The 19,716-nt window shown below is 40.6% G+C and carries 14 protein-coding genes; 13 read left to right on the forward strand and 1 reads right to left on the reverse strand.

What is annotated here, in order from left to right; translation table 11 throughout:
• Window positions 1-194: 194 nt before the first annotated feature.
• From A5888_RS13615 to ftsY, 13 genes are all read left to right on the forward strand, one after another.
• On the forward strand, window positions 195-1,364 hold the full coding sequence (locus A5888_RS13615) for a GHKL domain-containing protein (protein ID WP_139843830.1): 1,170 nt from the start codon (window positions 195-197) through the stop codon (window positions 1,362-1,364).
• A 305-nt stretch (window positions 1,365-1,669) separates the two neighbouring features.
• Window positions 1,670-2,797 (forward strand): sensor histidine kinase, encoded by a 1,128-nt coding sequence (locus A5888_RS13620; RefSeq protein ID WP_139843832.1) that lies wholly within the window; start codon window positions 1,670-1,672, stop codon window positions 2,795-2,797.
• A 51-nt stretch (window positions 2,798-2,848) separates the two neighbouring features.
• Window positions 2,849-3,568, forward strand: coding sequence for a LytR/AlgR family response regulator transcription factor (locus tag A5888_RS13625; protein ID WP_086348578.1), 720 nt, complete (start codon window positions 2,849-2,851; stop codon window positions 3,566-3,568).
• A 135-nt stretch (window positions 3,569-3,703) separates the two neighbouring features.
• Window positions 3,704-3,943 (forward strand): hypothetical protein, encoded by a 240-nt coding sequence (locus A5888_RS13630; RefSeq protein ID WP_170924736.1) that lies wholly within the window; start codon window positions 3,704-3,706, stop codon window positions 3,941-3,943.
• A 191-nt stretch (window positions 3,944-4,134) separates the two neighbouring features.
• Window positions 4,135-4,497 (forward strand): Asp23/Gls24 family envelope stress response protein, encoded by a 363-nt coding sequence (locus A5888_RS13635; protein WP_086348579.1) that lies wholly within the window; start codon window positions 4,135-4,137, stop codon window positions 4,495-4,497.
• A gap of 70 nt (window positions 4,498-4,567) precedes the next feature.
• Window positions 4,568-6,244: a DAK2 domain-containing protein gene (locus A5888_RS13640; RefSeq protein WP_086348580.1), complete on the forward strand. Its 1,677-nt coding sequence runs from the start codon at window positions 4,568-4,570 to the stop codon at window positions 6,242-6,244.
• A 277-nt stretch (window positions 6,245-6,521) separates the two neighbouring features.
• Complete coding sequence (gene recG, locus A5888_RS13645) at window positions 6,522-8,561, forward strand: ATP-dependent DNA helicase RecG (RefSeq protein WP_170924737.1); 2,040 nt, start codon at window positions 6,522-6,524, stop codon at window positions 8,559-8,561.
• A gap of 147 nt (window positions 8,562-8,708) precedes the next feature.
• Window positions 8,709-9,704 carry a phosphate acyltransferase PlsX gene (gene plsX, locus A5888_RS13650; RefSeq protein WP_086348582.1) on the forward strand — a complete coding sequence of 332 codons (996 nt, stop codon included), beginning with the start codon at window positions 8,709-8,711 and terminating at the stop codon, window positions 9,702-9,704.
• Window positions 9,705-9,953: 249 nt separating this feature from the next.
• Window positions 9,954-10,193 carry an acyl carrier protein gene (acpP, locus tag A5888_RS13655; RefSeq protein ID WP_086348583.1) on the forward strand — a complete coding sequence of 80 codons (240 nt, stop codon included), beginning with the start codon at window positions 9,954-9,956 and terminating at the stop codon, window positions 10,191-10,193.
• Between the two features lie 506 nt (window positions 10,194-10,699).
• The gene (rnc, locus tag A5888_RS13660) at window positions 10,700-11,395 is read left to right on the forward strand and encodes a ribonuclease III (RefSeq protein ID WP_086348584.1); all 696 of its coding nucleotides are present in this window, start codon (window positions 10,700-10,702) and stop codon (window positions 11,393-11,395) included.
• Window positions 11,396-12,224: 829 nt separating this feature from the next.
• Window positions 12,225-15,803: a chromosome segregation protein SMC gene (gene smc / locus A5888_RS13665; protein WP_086348585.1), complete on the forward strand. Its 3,579-nt coding sequence runs from the start codon at window positions 12,225-12,227 to the stop codon at window positions 15,801-15,803.
• Window positions 15,804-15,821: 18 nt separating this feature from the next.
• Entirely contained in the window at window positions 15,822-16,649 is an 828-nt protein-coding gene (locus tag A5888_RS13670; protein WP_086348586.1) for a Cof-type HAD-IIB family hydrolase, read from the forward strand.
• On the forward strand, window positions 16,649-17,869 hold the full coding sequence (gene ftsY / locus A5888_RS13675) for a signal recognition particle-docking protein FtsY (RefSeq protein WP_086348587.1): 1,221 nt from the start codon (window positions 16,649-16,651) through the stop codon (window positions 17,867-17,869). The genes A5888_RS13670 and ftsY overlap by 1 nt, the downstream gene beginning before the upstream one ends.
• Window positions 17,870-18,410: 541 nt before the next feature.
• Here ftsY and A5888_RS13680 read toward each other — a convergent pair.
• Complete coding sequence (locus tag A5888_RS13680) at window positions 18,411-19,697, reverse strand: ISL3 family transposase (RefSeq protein ID WP_086347253.1); 1,287 nt, start codon at window positions 19,695-19,697, stop codon at window positions 18,411-18,413.
• Between the last annotated feature and the right edge of the window lie 19 nt (window positions 19,698-19,716).

Here is a 19,716-nt window from a genome sequence, read left to right on the forward strand (position 1 = left end):
TTTACTCTTTCTATAAATGTATAATTTAACTATCTTTGTGGAAAGTTGGACAATTTATGGAAGAAAGTGATGTCATATTAATAGCTGTAATATTTTTTCAGATGATGTTTGCCTATATAACTTTCAAACTGTTAATGGGGAAATGGTCGTTTAAAAAAATAGAAATTGCCCTTTTAGTAATAGGTGGCATTGTTATGGGGAATATTTTTTTATACTCCAACACTTTAGAGATGATCTTGTTAATCTTATATTTATTAGTTTTAGGTTTTATATTTGTTGATGCAAATAAATTTTTCATTATGGGTGCAATATCCTATTCAATGATTATCATGATCATTTGTGACCACATATCTAGCATGTTAGACGTATATCTATGGCATAATAACAATGTTGGTTCAAACTTTCTATCTGCGGTCTTACACATGACAGTAAGTATTGGCTTAGCTATAGGTATAGCATTCTTAATCACTGAAATCAAACCATCTATCGAAAAAAAAGTCCCATTCCTATCTGAATTCTACCCAATCATCAGTATCATGGGAATATTCATGATGGTGATCTATTACAGTAGCATTTTCCTTGGGAAATACCTAGGCAACAATGTGGAGATCATTACATTGAATCTGGTCTTTTTTATTTTCTATTTCTTCATCTCGATCGTCGCATTTCTAATGTATGCCAGCTCAACAAAAAATCGATATGAAGCCCAACAAAAAGAACTGGAGTATCTATCGAATCAGCGGTATATGGATGTGATGGAAAGTCAGTTCAAAGAAATCAGTAAGTTTCGTCATGATTATAAGAATATTTTGACTTCCATGGAGAATTTCATTGTGGATCGTGACATGGATGGGTTAGATGAGTATTACCATTCTATGTTGAAAACTTCTTCTAAAGTGATCGAACAAAATAATTACAAGTTGGAAAAGTTGGGGAATATTCAATTCAGAGCATTGAAAAGTATTCTGGCATCAAAGCTGATTACCGCACAGGAAAAAGGGATAGATGCTCGTATCGAGGTAACGGAGACAATTAACAAAGTAAATATGGATGCGGTATCATTGGTTCGACTGATGGGCATCTTTTTGGATAATGCAATCGAAGAACTGGAAGAATTAGGCAAGGGAATATTGTCCGTTGCAGTTTATCAGGATGAACAGGCCGTTCATTTGATCATTCAAAACAGCTGTCGAGAAGATATACCTAAGCTGCATCAATTGAAGACGAAAGGATTTTCAACAAAAGGGACGAATCGTGGAAATGGTCTGAGCAATGTCCAAGACATTGTGACCGAAGCAGAGAATATTCGATTAGCAACAACGATTGAACACCATTTGTTTACACAGAAGCTAGTCATTGAGTAATAAAGGTATATGTATTTATTAAACCTTATTGTATATTAAAGTTTCTTTTTGTATTATTCAATTTGCGTAAGTTTTTACAAAGATGTATAATTTAATTATCTTTGTGGAAGGTTGGGATTTTGTTGGAAATAAAGGAGTGGATACCTACAATTGCTGTGGGTTTTCAAACGATTTTTAGCTATATAGTTTTGAAATTGTTGATAAATGATAGAAATATCAGAAAAATAGAAAGTATTTTATTGATATTTTTTTCTACTATAATAGGAAGTACATTCTTTTGGGTAGGAACATACGGAAGCGTTCTAATGATTTTGTTTTTGTTGCTCTTCGGCTTTTACTTTATCCCAACAAGAAAATTGTATATTGCAGGTGCGTTATCCTATTCGTTGATATTTATGGTCATAAGTGATCATATTGCAGGTGTAGCTGATGGATATATTTGGGGTACTAAAGGGATATCAACGATTTTATGGGATACGTTCTTACACATGACAGTAAGTATTGGCTTAGCTATAGGTACAGCATTTTTAATTACTAAAATCAAACCATCTGTCGAAAAAAAAGTCCCATTCCTATCTGAATTCTACCCAATCATCAGTATCATGGGAATATTCATGATGGTGATCTATTACAGCAGTATTTTCCTTGGAAAATATCTAGGCAACAATGTAGAGATCATTACCTTGAATCTGGTCTTTTTTATTTTCTATTTCTTTATTTCGACCGTCGCGTTTCTAATGTATGCGAGCTCAACAAAAAATCGATATGAAGCCCAACAAAAAGAACTGGAGTATCTATCGAATCAGCGATACATGGATGTGATGGAAAGTCAGTTCAAAGAAATCAGTAAGTTTCGTCACGATTATAAGAATATTTTGACTTCTATGGAGAATTTCATTGTGGATCGTGATATGGATGGGTTAGATGAGTATTACCATTCTATGTTGAAAACTTCTTCTAAAGTGATCGAGCAAAATAATTACAAGTTGGAAAAGTTGGGGAATATTCAAGTCAGAGCGCTGAAAAGTATTCTGGCATCAAAGCTGATTACCGCACAGGAAAAAGGGATAGATGCTCGCATCGAGGTAACGGAGACGATCAACAAAGTAAATATGGATGCGGTGTCATTGGTTCGCCTGATGGGCATCTTTTTGGATAATGCAATCGAAGAGCTGGAAGAATTAGGCAAAGGAATACTGTCCGTTGCAGTTTATCAAGATGAACAGGCTGTTCATTTGATCATTCAAAACAGCTGTCGAGAAGATATACCTAAGCTGCATCAATTGAAGGCTAAAGGGTTTTCAACAAAAGGGACGAATCGTGGAAATGGTCTGAGCAATGTTCAGGATATCGTAACCGAGGCAGAGAATATCCGATTAGCAACAACGATTGAACACCAACTGTTTACGCAGAAGCTGGTTATTGAATTTTAACTATAGAGACACGAAAAAATTAAGGGAGTTTTTACAAAAGGAGGAGAAGAAATGCTGTCTATTATTATCTGTGAAGATGACTGGAAACAACGCCAGATGTTGGAACAGTACGTGAAGAATTTTATCATGATCGAAAATTTGGATATGGAGTTGGCATTTTCAACGGGTAATCCGACTGAGGTGTTAGAGTTCGTTAAGAGTAAGCCAAAATTTGTGGGGCTATACTTTTTTGATGTGGATTTGCAGCATGAGATGTCTGGGTTGACTTTGGCAGCTGAAATTCGGAAATACGATGATTTGGGGAAAATCGTATTTGTGACAACACATGGCGAGTTGTCTTATCTGACATTTACATATAAAGTGGAAGCAATGGATTATATCATCAAAGATACACAGGAAAATATTCAGAAACGTGTATGTGAGTGCATCCAAATCGCCCATGATCGAAGCCTGAATGATCGGAGCGGGAAAAAGCATTTCTTTAAATTTAAAGATGGGGATGCGATTCGATCAGTAGATATCAATGATATTATTTTCTTCGAGTCTTCTATGTCCTCGCATAAAGTCATCATGCATTTGGAAAATGGAGAAGAAGAATTCTATGGTGCTTTAAAGGATATTGAAGATCAATATGAAGATTTTTATCGTTGCCATAAATCATTCTTGATCAATAAAAACCATGTTGCTAAAATACAGAAGAAAGAACGTGTTGTGGAAATGAGCAATGGCGAGACGTGTCTGGTTTCTGTACGGGCGATGAAGAATTTGTAATAAACATACTAAGATTAGTGGGTAGGTTGTGACAGAAATGATTAGCTTCAAGCGCCAGGTAGGTACTTTTCATCATCTGTTCTGCTCGAAAGAGCACTCACAGTGATTCTAAGCAATAAGGCGAAAATTCCGAAAATGACAAGAAACACGGAATGGAACATTCCGGTGTTGATTGATTCCTACTTGGTATCCAATAAATTTTTGCGAATTCTCGTCTTATTGTCGAAGAGCCTTGAAACACAGTGGTTTACCACTGATGCATTCTCGCTTGTGGCTCGTCGCAGTTTAGGGTCTATGAGTGTCGAGCGGACATCGACGCAGCTCGCTGCTAGTAGCTATTTCGGGAACAACGTTTATCCGGTATCAAGGGGCTGAGACAGACCAATGTCACAGTCCCTTTCCTATTTAAAAATAGTAAACCACGATAGGACGACCTGCAATTAGTTATGAAGATTTTCTTTATATATAGCCTTCTTTGATTTCCTTTCTTTTCATTAATCCTCAGCTATGTTAGAATGTTAAGGAAGAAAATAGGGCAATTGTGCTCTTTAAGGAGGCTTTCATCAATGGCTGTAAAAATCAAAACATCGGCAGGTACCATTGAGATTACCAATGAAGTTATTGCTACAGTAGTCGGCGGAGCTGCTACAGATATTTATGGAATCGTCGGAATGGCTAGTAAAAATCAAATTAAAGATAATCTGAATGAGATTTTACGTAGAGAGAATTACTCAAAAGGCGTGGTTGTACGCCAGGAAGAAAATGGTGTCGCTGTAGACGTGTATACAATCGTCAGCTATGGCACGAAAATTTCTGAAGTTTCTCGTAATGTACAGGAAAAAGTGATGTACAATCTTGAAACATTGCTGGGCGTTACTGCAAACTCTGTGAATGTATTTGTGCAGGGTGTACGTGTGCTGCCTGACTAGAGCAGCTAGCTGTTAGTAAAAGAGTAGATCTCTGAATGGACTAGCAGTGATCTAAAGGAGGATATCTTAGGTGAATGTAACAGAAATCAGCGCAAGTCAGTTCCAGGAAATGGTACAGGCAGGTGCGTCACGTCTGCATGTGAATGCAGAATATGTCAACTCATTAAACGTTTTCCCTGTGCCGGATGGTGACACAGGAACAAATATGAATTTATCAATGACCAGTGGAGCGAAAGCAGTAGCGGACTCCACTTCTGAAAAAGTCGGAGAGCTTGCGACCGCCTTATCAAAAGGATTATTGATGGGTGCCAGAGGAAATTCTGGTGTAATCTTGTCACAACTGTTCAGAGGGTTTTCAAAACAAATCCCAGATGTGACAACATTGAATGCAAAGGATTTTGCGGCGGCTTTCACTCATGGTGTGGAGACTGCATATAAAGCGGTCATGAAGCCTGTTGAAGGAACGATTTTGACGGTCTCTCGTGAAGCAGCTCGTACCGGTGAACGTAAAGCAAAAGAAACAGATGACTGTGTCGAAGTAATGGAAGCAGTGGTTAAAGGTGCGAAACGTGCGCTTGCTAAAACACCGGATTTATTGCCTGTGTTGAAAGAAGTCGGTGTTGTCGATAGTGGTGGTCAAGGTCTTTTATTTATCTATGAAGGATTTTTAGATGTACTATCCGGCAATTACAATCCGGAAGAAGTCTATGAGCCATCTCCGGCTGAAATGGACGAAATGGTAAATGCTGAGCATCATCGTAGTGTGCAAGGGCAAATGGCAACAGAAGATATCCATTTTGGTTATTGTACAGAAATCATGGTTCAGATCGGTGACGGTCCTACAGTTGACAGTAAATTCGATTATGAAACATTCAGAAACTATCTGGATGGTTTAGGTGATTCCCTACTTGTTGTTAATGATGACGAAATCATCAAGGTTCACGTGCATACAGAACATCCTGGTGAAGTAATGAATTACGGACAGAAATTTGGGTCGCTGGTAAAAATCAAAGTTGATAACATGCGCTTACAGCATGAAACAATTCTTGAGCATGACCAACAAACACCGACACCAGTTAAGAAGGAACGTGTTCCTTTTGCAGTGATTGCGATTGCTGCCGGTAAAGGGGTTCAGGAGCTATTTAGAAGTCTGGGCGCAAGCTACATCATCAGCGGTGGACAGACGATGAATCCAAGTACAGAGGATATTTTAAAAGCAATCAAAGAAGTGAACGCAGATAAAGTCATTATTCTTCCAAATAATAAAAATATCTTTATGGCTGCGGATCAAGCAGCAGAAGTTGCCGATTTACCGGTTGCCGTTGTACCATCGAAGACGATCTCTCAAGGGATGACAGCAATGCTGGCGTTCAATGATCAACAATCATTGGAAGACAATAAAGAAAGCATGACAACGATGTTGGAGAGCGTAGTCAGTGGACAGGTAACAACTGCTGTACGTGATACAACCATCGATAATGTAGAAATCAAAAAAGATGACTATCTGGGAATGGTCGATGGAAAAATCGTTATTTCAGAACCGGATATGTTCCAGGCTTCTCTGAACACATTAAACCGTATGGTAGATGAGGACACAGAAATCGTGACAATCATCGTTGGTGAAGATGGTCAGTTATCTGAGGCAGAAAAACTAGCCGCAGCTTTGACTGAGGAACATGAAGACCTAGAAACAGAAATCCATGAAGGCGATCAGCCGGTTTATCCATACCTGTTTTCAGCTGAGTAATCACTTAGTCAGTCAAGACAGATTTTGTATAAAACGCCGCTTTGTGGAACTGGCAGGATAGATGGCTAACAGAGGGAAATTTATCTGTTACAGCTCACTCAGCCGATAAAAGTAAGAGTCTGAACAGTATTCTATTAAGGATATTGGTACAGACTCTTTTCTATAGAAGATACTAAAAAGGGAGCGCTGTTTGTCTAGATCATTTTTTAGCGTTGGCTAGACAAATCTGCTCATTGGTTTCTTTTAAATGAATCGAAGGAAAAGGAAAGGAGGCGCATTGATGAAACTGACAGATCCGTTGCACGTACTTCCCGGCGTCGGGCCAAAGCGTGCAGAAGCATTTAACGAATTGGGGATAAAGACAGTGAAGGACTTGCTGACTTATTATCCGTTTCGTTATGAAGATATACAGGAGAAAGTGATCGAAGAAATCCAAGATCAGGAAAAGGTCACGCTCAAAGGTACAGTTGTTTCAGAAGCAGTTCTCAGTAGATATGGATATAAGAAAAGCCGACTGGTATTTCGAATTATGCAGGATCATGCAGTCATCAATGTATCCTTCTTTAATCAGCCCTATCTAAAGGATAAGATTATTCTTTCAGAAGAAATTGCGGTTTATGGAAAATGGGATGCAAAAAGAAAATCGTTAAATGGCATGAAGATTCTAGCAGCGAAAAACGAAGGAGAAGAGTTTGCACCAATCTACCATGTGAATAAACGGGTTCGCCAAAGCAGTTTAGTCCAGTTGATACGGACTGGATTTGATGAATATGGGCAACTGGTGGAAGAGAGCCTACCGTTAGAGCTGATTCAAAAATACCGTTTGATGGATCGACGGGAAGCAATGTTTGCTATGCACTTTCCACAGAACCCGGAAGAAAGCCATCAGGCAAAACGACGGATGGTATTTGAAGAATTTTTGCTGTTTCAGTTGAAAATGCAAGGACTGAAAAGGCAGGAGAAGGCAGAAAAGAATGGTCTTTCAATTCAATATGATGTGAAGCGATTGAAAGAATTTACGAAAAAGTTGCCTTTTGAGCTGACACAAGCGCAAAAGAAAGTCACGAATGAAATCTGTCGAGACTTGATGAACCCTCACCATATGCAGCGTTTGCTTCAAGGAGATGTTGGGAGCGGTAAAACAGTTGTAGCTGCGATTGCCTTATATGCAGTAATGACTGCTGGATTTCAAGGTGCGTTGATGGTGCCGACCGAAATATTAGCACAGCAGCATATGGAAAGTCTGCAACAGCTCTTTGATCCTCTGGAAGTACGTACCGCGCTCTTGACAGGATCGACAAAAGCAAAGGAACGCCGCGAGATATTGGCACAGCTGGCGGTTGGAGAAATTGATGTGATTATTGGTACACATGCATTGATTCAGCCGGATGTGGTGTTTCAACACCTTGGTTTGGTCATCACAGATGAGCAGCATCGATTTGGGGTAAATCAGCGCAAAATTTTACGAGAAAAGGGTCAAAAGCCGGATGTCCTCTTTATGACAGCGACTCCTATTCCGCGTACCTTGGCGATTACTGCGTATGGAGAGATGGACGTATCGATCATTGATGAAATGCCGGCAGGACGTATTCCTATAGAAACTCGGTGGATTCGTCCTCCTCAAATCGATACAGTGTTGGAATGGATGAAAAAGGAACTGGCAGCAGGGCACCAAGCCTATGTGATTTGTCCCTTGATTGAGGAATCTGAAGCCTTAGACGTGAAGAATGCCACAGAAATTTTTGAGCACATGAGCGCTTTTTTTGCCCCAGATTATCAAGTTGGTCTACTTCATGGAAAAATGAAAAATCAGGAAAAAGATGAAATCATGCAAGAGTTCAAAGACAATCAGTTACAGCTTTTGGTTTCTACAACCGTTATTGAGGTTGGCGTCAACGTGCCAAATGCGACGATTATGCTAATAATGGACGCTGACCGCTTTGGCTTGGCACAGCTTCATCAGCTTCGAGGTCGTGTTGGACGGGGTTCAGATGCTTCTTATTGTATTTTAATGGCGAATCCGAAAAATGAGATGGGCATCGAGCGAATGAAAATTATGACAGAAACGAATAATGGATTTGTGTTGAGTGAAAAGGATCTTGAGTTGCGAGGACCAGGAGAGGTTTTTGGTGCACGACAATCCGGACTGCCGGAATTTATTGTTGGGGATATCATCACGGATTTCAATGTTTTGGAAGTAGCCAGACAGGAAGCATCAGATATTTGGAAGAAAAAAGAGTGGTGGCTACTGCCTGATTATCATGGCTTGGCAGAAGAAATTCAGCCAGCAGATGAAAAACATCAATACTTTGACTGATAAAAAATATGCTATACTGATTGATGAGAAATAGCTGAACAAACGACCAATAACAGGAGCGTTTTTGTCTGTATTATTGAGACAAAGGACATCTTTGTAAAAAGAAACTTAAGAGGATTTATATAGAAGAATTAGGAGGAGTCATTTATGAGAATCGCCGTTGATGCAATGGGCGGAGACAACGCACCAAAAGCAATTGTTGAAGGTGTCATGCTAGCAAAAAAAGATTTTCCGGATATAGAATTTCTGCTTTATGGAAAAGAAAATGAAATCAGAGAATACGTGACAGATGAAACCAACATCACGATCATTCACACGGATGAAAAAATAACTAGTGATGATGAACCAGTTAAAGCGATTCGTCGGAAAAAAGAGGCATCTATGGTCCTTGCTGCGCAGGCAGTAAAGGCCGGAGAAGCAGATGCGATATTCTCAGCGGGGAATACCGGCGCGCTATTAGCAGCAGGTCTGTTCATCGTTGGGCGGATCAAAAATGTTGAGCGACCTGGTCTGATGTCCACTTTACCTGTTATAGGACAAAAAAATGGTGGGTTCGACATGCTTGATTTAGGTGCGAATGCCGATAATAAACCAGAACATCTTGTCCAGTATGCTGTTTTAGGTTCTTTCTATGCGAATCGTGTGCGTGGAATAAACAAACCAAGAGTCGGATTGCTGAATAACGGAACAGAGGAAACAAAAGGGAGCGAGCTGACGAAGAAGACCTTTGAGCTTCTGTCGGAGAATAAAACGATCAATTTTATCGGAAATGTCGAAGCACGTGACCTGTTGAATGGTCCGGCGGATGTCGTTGTAACAGATGGTTTCACCGGTAACGCAGTGTTGAAATCAATCGAAGGAACAGCCTTGAATATGATGTCGTTGTTAAAAACCTCTATTCTAGATGAAGGAATTAAAGGGAAAATGGGCGCGATGCTACTTAAGAACGCACTTAGAGGGATGAAATCTGAAATGGATTACTCCAAACATGGCGGCGCGGTATTGTTTGGCTTGAAGGCACCTGTTGTAAAAACACATGGGGCAACTGGGCCAGATGCAGTCCGGTACACTATTCGTCAAATTCGTACGATGCTGATTACGGATGTGGTTTCTCAGCTTGTGGAATATTACGAAGGAAAATAAGCCGTAGGCAATTGTTGAGAGTAGGTAAACAAGTGGTGAATGAAGCTTAACACCTGTCACCGCAGCAATTTCTACTTGTTTTATTTCAGAAAAATGGATAAATTTTTTTTAAAAACGCAAATGAATTGCAACCAGTCTGTAACAAATTTGAAAAAAAAGTAGACAAAAGTGGATTTTCTGAGTAAAATGTACCATAGCGCTTAAGTCTTTTTATGATTAATGTTTTTAAAGCAGTGGAGGTGAAGACAGTTGACTCGTGAAGAAGTTTTGCAGAAAGTAGCGAATATTATCTCAAATCACTTTGATATTGATGCTGAGAATGTAACTGATCAACTGAATATTAAAGATGACCTGAATGCAGATTCAATCAGTGTGATGGAATTTGTTTTAGAGTTGGAAGATGAGTTTGGAACTGAGATTTCTGATGAAGATGCAGAGAAAATTGAAACCGTGGGTGCCGCTGTAGATTATATAGTAAACAACTTATAATTGATAGGACAAAAAAGAGGCAGAATAGCCGTGCTCAGATCTGAACGGACGCAAGGGCTGTAAGAGAAGAACATGTGTTGTTCCGTCGTTTATTCAGGTTTAAAATTGAGAGAAGAGGTTGGGAGTAATCCTGGCTTCTTTTTTTGTTTAGCTGAACCAGTTCATTCAGCTTTTTTATTTGTCTAGTTTTAAACGTCAGCTCAGTCGACGATAAGATAAATTGCCCTCGTGGTAAAGAGCACCACAAGGGCAGTTTCCTATATCGCTCGGGAGCTACCCAACTTTATTAGCTTTTCTAGTTGTCTAGCTTTATGAACTAGCTCCTTTCAACAATAAGCCAAAACATGTTTTGTGGTAAAGAACACCACATGTCAGTTTTGGCTTATTGCTCGAGAGCTGGGCAAGTTTATTCAGCTTTTCGATTACATCGGAGGACAACCTTTTAAATTTCCTGTAAAAAAAGTATAATAGAGAAGGTTGCAAATAAACTTAAAGGAATGTGGCGAATGGACAACCAGTTAATAAGTGAACTAAAAGAATGTTATGGCATTGTGTTCCATGATGTCAATTTATTGGAACAGGCTTTTACACATTCATCCTATGTGAATGAGCATCGCTACCTGAAACTATCTGATAACGAACGCTTAGAGTTTCTTGGAGACGCGGTACTGGAGCTTTTGGTCTCCCAGTATTTATATCGTAATTTTCCAGAACTGTCAGAGGGAAAGCTGACAAAAATGCGTGCAGCGATTGTACGTGAAGACAGCTTATCCAAGTTTGCCAAAGAGTGTCATTTTGACCAATATATTCTTTTGGGCAAAGGAGAAGAAAATTCTAGTGGTCGGACACGTCCAGCATTGCTCTGCGATGTATTCGAGGCATTTTTAGGTGCCTTGTACCTTGATCAGCAATTGGAAGCTGTCAGAGAGTTTGTATCAAAAATCATTTTTCCCAAAATTGATGCGGGTGCTTTTTCACATGAGATGGATCACAAAACCAAACTGCAGGAGGTTCTGCAGCGTAAAGGAGATGTATCGATCGAGTATCGTTTAGTCAAAGAAGAAGGTCCGGCTCATGATCGGATTTTCTACATTGAAGTCTTTTTAAATGATGCGCTGATTGGAACCGGGCAGGGAAAATCAAAAAAGCTGGCCGAGCAAGATGCTGCAGAACGAGCATTGAAACAATTCTCGGAAGAGTAATAAGCGCTGGAGAGAAAGTAGAATTAGCTGTTCGAGAGGATAACTGTCGCTAGTGGTAACAAGCATCACAAGGTCAATTTTCTATATCGCTCGAGAGCTGAACGACTTCCTTAGCTTTTATAACTTATCTGGCTTAGTGAATTAGACTTGTCGGTAAATAGATAAGAGTGTGGGACAGAACTCAATCCCACACTCCTCTATATATCTAAAACCGAATAAACGGTGGAACAGAAGCAACTACTAGCAGCGAACTGCGTCGATGTCCGCTCAACATCAGTGGTAAACCACTGTGTTTCAAGGCTCTTCGACAATAAGTCGAAATTCAACAAAAATTTGGGATGCAATTTTCGTGAATTCCGTCTTATTGCTTGAAGCTGAACACTTCTGTCCCAACCTCTTCCTAATTTACTCAAAGTCTGATCAAGCTCGTTCAGCTTTTATATCTATCTAGCTTAGTGAATTAGCTCAATCGGCAATAAGTCCAGCTGTCTGCATGATAAAGAGCATCATGAAGACACCTGTTCTTATTGCTTGTGAGCTGTTCAAATTCACTTAGCTTTTATACTTATCTAGCTAAACGAACTAGACTTGTCGGTAAATAGATAAATCTGAGGTAAGCCATTTGTAGATGACTTACTCAGATTTCCTAATTTACTCAAAGTCTGATCGAGTTCGTTCAGCTTTTATATCTATCTAGCTTAGTGAATTAGCTCAGTCGGCAATAAGCCCAGCTGTCTGCATGATAAAGAGCATCATGAAGACACCTGTTCTTATTGCTTGTGAGCTGTTCAAATTCACTTAGCTTTTATAATCGAAAGGAGTATTATTCTTGTTTTTAAAACGTATCGAGATCGCAGGGTTTAAATCCTTTGCAGATCGGACAGTAATAGAATTTGAGAATGGCGTGACTGCCGTCGTAGGGCCTAACGGCAGCGGAAAAAGTAATATTACTGAAGCCGTTCGCTGGGTTTTAGGTGAGCAATCTGCAAAAAGTTTGCGGGGCGGGAAGATGCCGGATATTATTTTTGCCGGATCGGAAGGTCGTAAGCCGTTGAATATTGCAGAGGTAACTGTGGTGCTGGATAACAAGGATCATTATCTTCCTTTGGATTTTTCAGAAATCAGTGTGACAAGGCGCTATCGCAGAACTGGAGAGAGTGATTTCTTTATCAACAAACAAGGCTGCCGTTTGAAGGATATCCAAGAGCTGTTTATGGATTCCGGATTAGGGAAAGAGTCTTTTTCAATCATCTCTCAAGGGAAGGTCGAAGCGATTTTTAATAGTAAACCAGAAGACCGTCGCGGTATTTTTGAAGAAGCAGCCGGCGTACTTAAATATAAGCAGCGAAAGAAAAAAGCGGAACAGAAGTTGTTTGAAACAGAAGACAATCTGAATCGTGTGCAGGATATCATTTATGAGCTAGAAGACCAGCTTACTCCTCTGGCTGCCCAAAGCGAAGCGGCGAAGGAGTTTTTGGCACTCAAAAAGAAATTGACAGAAATCGATGTCAGCTTGACTGTTTCTGAAATCGAACAGACGAAAATAATTTGGGAAACAAAGGCACAGGAATTGTCGGCTGTCGAAGCCGAGTTGGCAGAAATCAGTCAGCGAATTCATCATTCGGAGGATCAGCTATTGCAGCTAAGAAGCCAACGAAATAAACTGGATGAACAGCTGGAACAACAACAAGCACAACTGTTACAAGTAACTGAAGCGTTGAAGCAAACGGAAGGTCAAAAACAAGTGTTGATCGAGCGCTCTAAGCATACCATGCAGTCAACAGCAGAATATCAGGAAAGCTTGACAGAAACCGCTGAAAAGATTCAGTCTTATCGTACAGAGCTTCTGCAGCTAAAAGAGAAGCGTGCACAAAAAGAGCAGGAAAAAGTACAGCTATCCACAGCTATCAAAGAAGCGGAGCTGGAAGTAGAAAAGTACAGCAAATCGTCAAAGGAATTATTGGAAGAGCTACGCAGTGATTATGTGGAAGTAATGCAGGAGCAAGCTAATACAGCGAATGAACTGAAATACCTAGAGCGCCAGTATCAGCAAGAAACAGCAAAAAATAAACAAGCGGTGGAAAAGCATGAGAGCCTAGAAGAGCAACTTTCCGCAGCGCAACAAGAACAGAAAACGCTGGAAGAACAACTGGAAAAATCAGAGCAGCAGCTAGAACAACAACGAACCAATTATACGGCTGCCAAACAGCGATTGGAAAAACAACAACAAGAGCAGTCTGTTAAGCAGAAACAAATGTATCAGACGATGAATCAAGTTCAGCAGGTCAAGGCGAGACGAAAGAGCTTGCAGGAGATTCAAGAGAACTACGCCGGATTCTATCAAGGGGTTCGGGCAGTTCTTAAGCAAAAGGATCAGTTGAGCGGGATTGTCGGTGCAGTGGCAGAATTGATCGAGGTGCCCAAAGAATTCACACTGGCTGTGGAAACTGCTTTGGGGGGCGCGGCGCAGCACGTGATTGTGGAAAACGAAGCAGATGGGCGTTCAGCGATTACTTTTTTGAAGCAACAGCATAGTGGACGTGCAACCTTCCTACCGCTGACTACAATCAAACCACGACAGCTATCCACGGCTATCAGGGAACGAGTGAATACAGTCGATGGCTTTGTGGGAGTTGCCAGCGAGTTGATCCAGTATCCGGGGAATATCAGTCCGGTGATACAGAACCTGTTGGGTGTGACTGTGTTAGCACGTGATTTAGCAAGTGCCAATCAGTTGGCCAAACTAATTAACTACCAATATCGCATAGTTTCTTTAGATGGAGATGTGATGAATCCGGGTGGTTCAATGACCGGTGGAGCGACAAGAAAAGGCAATCAGGGCAGCCTGTTTTCTCAAACGCAGGAGCTTCAAACCTTAACGGAACAGTTAGAACGATTGGAAGCTCAACTGTCAGAAAGTGAAAATCATGTACGCCAATTGACGGAGCAAGTCAAAGAAACAACGGAAGAACTGGAAGCGTTGCGTTCAAAAGGCGAGCAAAGTCGTTTGGACCAGCAGGAGCTGGTTAATAAACGAGCAAATAAAGAAGAAGCAGTGAATCGACTGACGAAGGAAAAACGATTGTTCGAGTTTGAAAGTCGGGAGCTGCATCAGTTTTTAGAAGAGTATCAAGAGAAGCATCAGCAGTTGGAACAGCAGCAAAAAGAACTGGATGTGACGAAAGAGCGGCTAGACCGTGAGATGCAGCAAATCGATCAGGAAGCCAGTCAAATGGAAACCTATAAGGCAAACGCACAGGAGCGTTTGAATAAGCTGCAGGCAGAATGGGCCGTACTCGGTGAGCAGCTATCACATTTAGAAAACCAGATTTCCGATAAACAGTCTCAGTTGGATGAAGTATTGTTGAAGGAAAGTAGTTTAAAGCAGCAGTTGCAGCAGCTGAATGATCATTCTACGGATCATCAGGTCACAGAAGAAGGCTTGGCTGTTCAATTAGAGCAGTTTGCTACGAAACGAACTGAATTGGAAGAAATGATTCAACAAGGGAAAGAAAAACGTCAAGGATTGCAACAGCAAGTCGATCGATTGGATAATAGTCTGACCGATGAGCATAAACAGCAACAGCAATTACTGACGCAGCAAACTCAGCTCGAGGTCGTAAAAAACCGTTCAGAAATCAAACTGGATAATTCTTTGCAGTATCTACAGGAAGAATACAACCTGACCTATGAAAAGGCACAGGCTGATTATCAGTTGGCAATTGAAGCGGACGACGCAAAAATCGAGGTTAAACAATTGAAGCGTAGTATTGAGCGATTAGGGCCAGTCAATCTGAATGCAATCGAGCAATATGAGCAGGTAAATGAGCGACATGTATTCTTGGTAACGCAAAGGGATGATCTGTTGGAAGCCAAGGATCAGTTGTTTGAAACGATGGAAGAAATGGATCAGGAGGTTAAACTGCGGTTCAGCGAGGTATTTGAAGCGATTCGAGGACAGTTCAAAGCCGTCTTCCCCAATATGTTTGGTGGTGGACGAGCAGAATTGGTATTGACGAACCCAGATGATTTACTGAATACCGGGATTGAGATCGAAGCACAGCCACCAGGGAAAAAACTTCAAAGTCTAAGTCTGCTATCTGGGGGAGAACGGGCGTTAACAGCTATTGCGCTACTGTTTTCGATTATTCGCGTTCGACCTGTACCCTTCTGTATTTTAGACGAGGTAGAGGCAGCATTGGATGATGCGAATGTTTCCCGATTCGGTCACTATCTTAGTGAGTTTGAAGATGAGACACAGTTTATTGTGGTGACACACCGTAAAGGAACGATGGAAGCGGCAGATGTATTGTATGGAGTAACGATGCAGGAGTCCGGTGTATCTAAGATTGTTTCCGTTCGTTTGGATGACGTGAATGAAGTCGGAGCAATTTCCACCAGTGCATAGAAAACAGGAGGAACAAAGATGATAAAATTGGTTGCAATCGATTTGGATGGTACCTTGCTGAATAGTCAAAAGCAAATCAGTGATAAAGATAAAAAAACACTGAGTTTGGCAAAAGAACAAGGAGTCAAAATCGTGATTTGTACAGGTCGTCCTCTAGCAGCTATTGTTGGTTATTTGGATGAATTGGGGTTGAATGAACCAGGCGACTACAGTATTACATTCAATGGCGGCTTGGTACAAAAAAATGATACAGGTGAGATTATTGAAAAGGCGCTGATGCCTCTGGAACATATCCATGAGCTTTATGAACTGGCGGTATCATTGAATATTCCTTTGGATGTGTTATCCGAAGGAACAGTCCTCCATTTGCCAACATCAGAAGAATACCCATCTATTTATGGGCGACTGAATAATTTGCTGACATTTGAACCAATAGTATTGACAGAGATGGCTGCAGATCGTATTTACAACAAAGCAGTTGTTGCTATCGATGAGGAATATTTGGATGAACAGATCAAGAAAATTCCGGCTGAGTTTTATGAACGCTATGAGGTAATTAAAACGCGTAGCAATCTTTTGGAATTTATGCCAAAAGGGATCACGAAAGCGTATGGTATTTCGCTGTTAGCAAGAGATTTGGCGATTAAGCAAGAAGAAGTGATGACGATCGGTGATGAAGAAAATGATTTGCCTATGATCGAATATGCTGGAATCGGTGTTGCTATGGAGAATGCGGTGGAAATGGTCAAAAAAGCGGCGGATGTCATTACGAAAAATAATGACCAGTCCGGTGTAGCCGAAGCAGTAAAAGAATATGTATTGAAACCGCTGGAGGGAGCAGACTAATGGGATTTTTTGATCGAATAAAAAAAGCCTTCAAAGCCGATAAACAGGCTGAGCAGGAACAAGAGCAGCTAGTAGAAGAAGTCCCGACAGAGCAGGAAGAGGACAGTAGTGTCGATACTGTGGCTCAAGAAACGCCAATTGTACCTGTTGAGGATGAAATACAAAAACAAGAAGAGACCCCTGAGCTGGAAGTAGAAGCGGCTGCTGAATCAGAGGTAGAAATCGCTGTAACACCAGAACCAATTATAGAAGAAACAGCGCCAACCCTCGAACCAGAAAAAGAGAAACAGAAGAAATATGAAAAGGGCTTGGAAAAAACTAGAAAAACCTTTTCTCAACGGTTCAACGAGCTGATGGCAAATTTCCGTAGTGTGGATGAAGACTTTTTTGAAGAGCTGGAAGAAACGCTGATTGGTGCTGATGTAGGTTTTGAAACAGCAATCAAAATCACCGAAGAGCTGAGACAAGAAGTAAAATTACGCAATGTGAAGAAGACTGCAGAAGTTCAAAATGCAATCATTGAAAAAATGGTCGATCTTTATGAAGCAGAAGGTGTCGATGAAAACAACGCACTGAACATCCAATCAAATGGATTGACTGTAATTCTGTTCGTTGGTGTGAACGGTGTCGGAAAAACAACAAGTATTGGTAAGCTGGCACATGAGTTTAAAGAAGATGGCAAGAAAGTCTTGTTGGCAGCAGCTGATACCTTCCGTGCGGGAGCGATTGATCAGTTAGTTGTCTGGGGCGAACGTGCCGGTGTAGAGGTCGTACGTGGCAACGCAGGCGGCGATCCAGCTGCAGTTGTCTTTGATGCTGTAGCTCGGGCCAAAGACGAAGGAGCAGACATCCTTCTAGTTGATACAGCAGGACGTCTGCAAAACAAAGTCAACTTAATGAACGAGCTTGAGAAAATCAAGCGAGTGATTCAACGTGAGCTCCCTGATGCTCCTCATGAAGTCCTGTTAGTTGTCGACGCAACAACCGGACAAAATGCGATGGCGCAGGCGAAGCAGTTCAAAGAAACCACCGATGTTACAGGCTTAGTATTGACTAAATTGGATGGTACAGCGAAAGGCGGGATCGTTCTGGCGATCCGTAATGAACTGCACTTGCCAGTGAAGCTCGTTGGACTGGGTGAAGGCATCAACGACTTGGAACCATTCGATGCCAATGATTTTGCGATAGGCTTGTTTAAGGGCTTGTTGAGGGAAGAATAAGAAAAAGAGATAGATAAAATAGCTAGTTTTATCTATCTCAATTTTAAAGATGACCGAGTAAAAATTAGATTGGAAAATGGAACTAAGAAATGCTAAAATTATTGAAGTTAATTTACACGAGTGCGTAATGTGAATTTGCTTGTATTTGCATTAACTAGAAAGATTTATTTAATTTAGACATCATGTATGCGGAAAAAGGGGCTGTGACATAACTCATTGTGAGAGCCTATCAAAAAGAAGCGAACCAAAAAATTGTAAAATAATTTGGTTCTATGTCAATTTGTGTTGGTAGGACAAAAAACTGAATAAAATCGTAGAACTTGGAATAAAAATCAGAGACATTCTGGTTTTGTTTCAAGTTCTTTTTTAGAAATAGGAGGACTTCTGCCAATTATCTGGGCAGCTGGCCGGAAGCGACTTGGCAAAAAGCGCCAATTCCATTCCTAAATCGAGTCAAAGTAGCTGTACATGTACTTGGATAACAGCTACTAATTCCCGATTTACCTTTATAGCTGCAGAGATATTGGTTGTGAGCCTCCTTTTAATCTTGAGAAAAAACAAGACCTTGAACAATGTAAATACGTGAACGAAAATGATAGAAATTGCGGTAGCCATAAGCCACTCGTTTGATTACCTTAATCTTGTTGTTCAACCCTTCTGTAATGCCATTAGAAAAAGAAAAACTGAAAGCATTGGTAATTCCTTGTCTGTGCTTCTTGAAGAATCTCAATTTCTTTTTGAACCAGAAAGGCAGTCGGGGATCTAGTGTATCAAGTTCTTCAAAGAAACGCTTGGCGTCTCGATGAGTAAAGGCATATTTGAGAAATTGAACAGTATCGTAAGCAATGCGCAAGGTTGAATCATAGCTGAGTAATTCATCGACAATATCTGTTTGAGTTAATGGACGTTTGAACAGTGAATGATAGGGACGATGTTGACTATCAAGTTCAGAGGAATCTTTTAAGAGTAACTTCCAATACCGTTTGAGTCGACGATATTGCTTCTGTTCTAGCGGTGAGGAATGCCGAAAGGCATTCATTGTCTTTATCCGCAGTTGATTTAACGCTCGATTCATCTGTTGGACAATGTGGAATCGGTCAGTGACGAGTTGGGCATTTGGAAACACAGACTTGAGTAATTGATCATAGCTCGCATTCATGTCCATGACCAGGTACTTTACGTTTTCTCGAGCTTCTTTTGTGTAACGCATAAAGTGTCGGGTTAAGTGTGTTAACCGTCGGTCTTCAAGGACTTCAAGAATCTTGTTGGTTTCTCCATTAACACAAATAAAACTCATTGCTCCTTCACAAGATTTCATTGATTTGAATTCATCAATACATAAAATTTTTGGAAGAAATCGCCAGTTTGGAGAATAAGAAGTAGCTAGCTCTTCCATTAAGCGAAGAACCGTCACGTCTGAAACGAAATGTTTTTGGGCAATCTCTTTCCTAGAAACATTTTTCTTTAAATCAAGCATGATTTGGAGACAGAGCTGCTTCGATAAATGATGATGCTCTTCAACTAACTCTGTTTGAGCGTGAAAAGTAGCGTGACACTCATGACAACGAAAGCGTGAACGTTTCAGCTCCAATAATGTCAAGCGACCATTAAAAACAGGTAATTGAGTATATGTCCGATGGTAACCGTTTTTGATGATCTGTCCTTGATTTTTAATGCCACAGTTTCTACAATGTGTAGGTATATACGTAAGTGTTGCTTTGATGACCTGAGCCTTAACACCTTTTGAATGACTGTATTCAAGCCAATTCTCTCCAAAGGAGAGATGTTTATCTGTTAGTCCAAGCAATAATCTGGTATTCTTATCCATAGAGGAACAACCTTTCTGA

This window comes from Enterococcus sp. 9E7_DIV0242, assembly GCF_002140975.2.
Taxonomy (GTDB): Bacteria; Bacillota; Bacilli; order Lactobacillales; family Enterococcaceae; genus Enterococcus_L; species Enterococcus_L clewellii.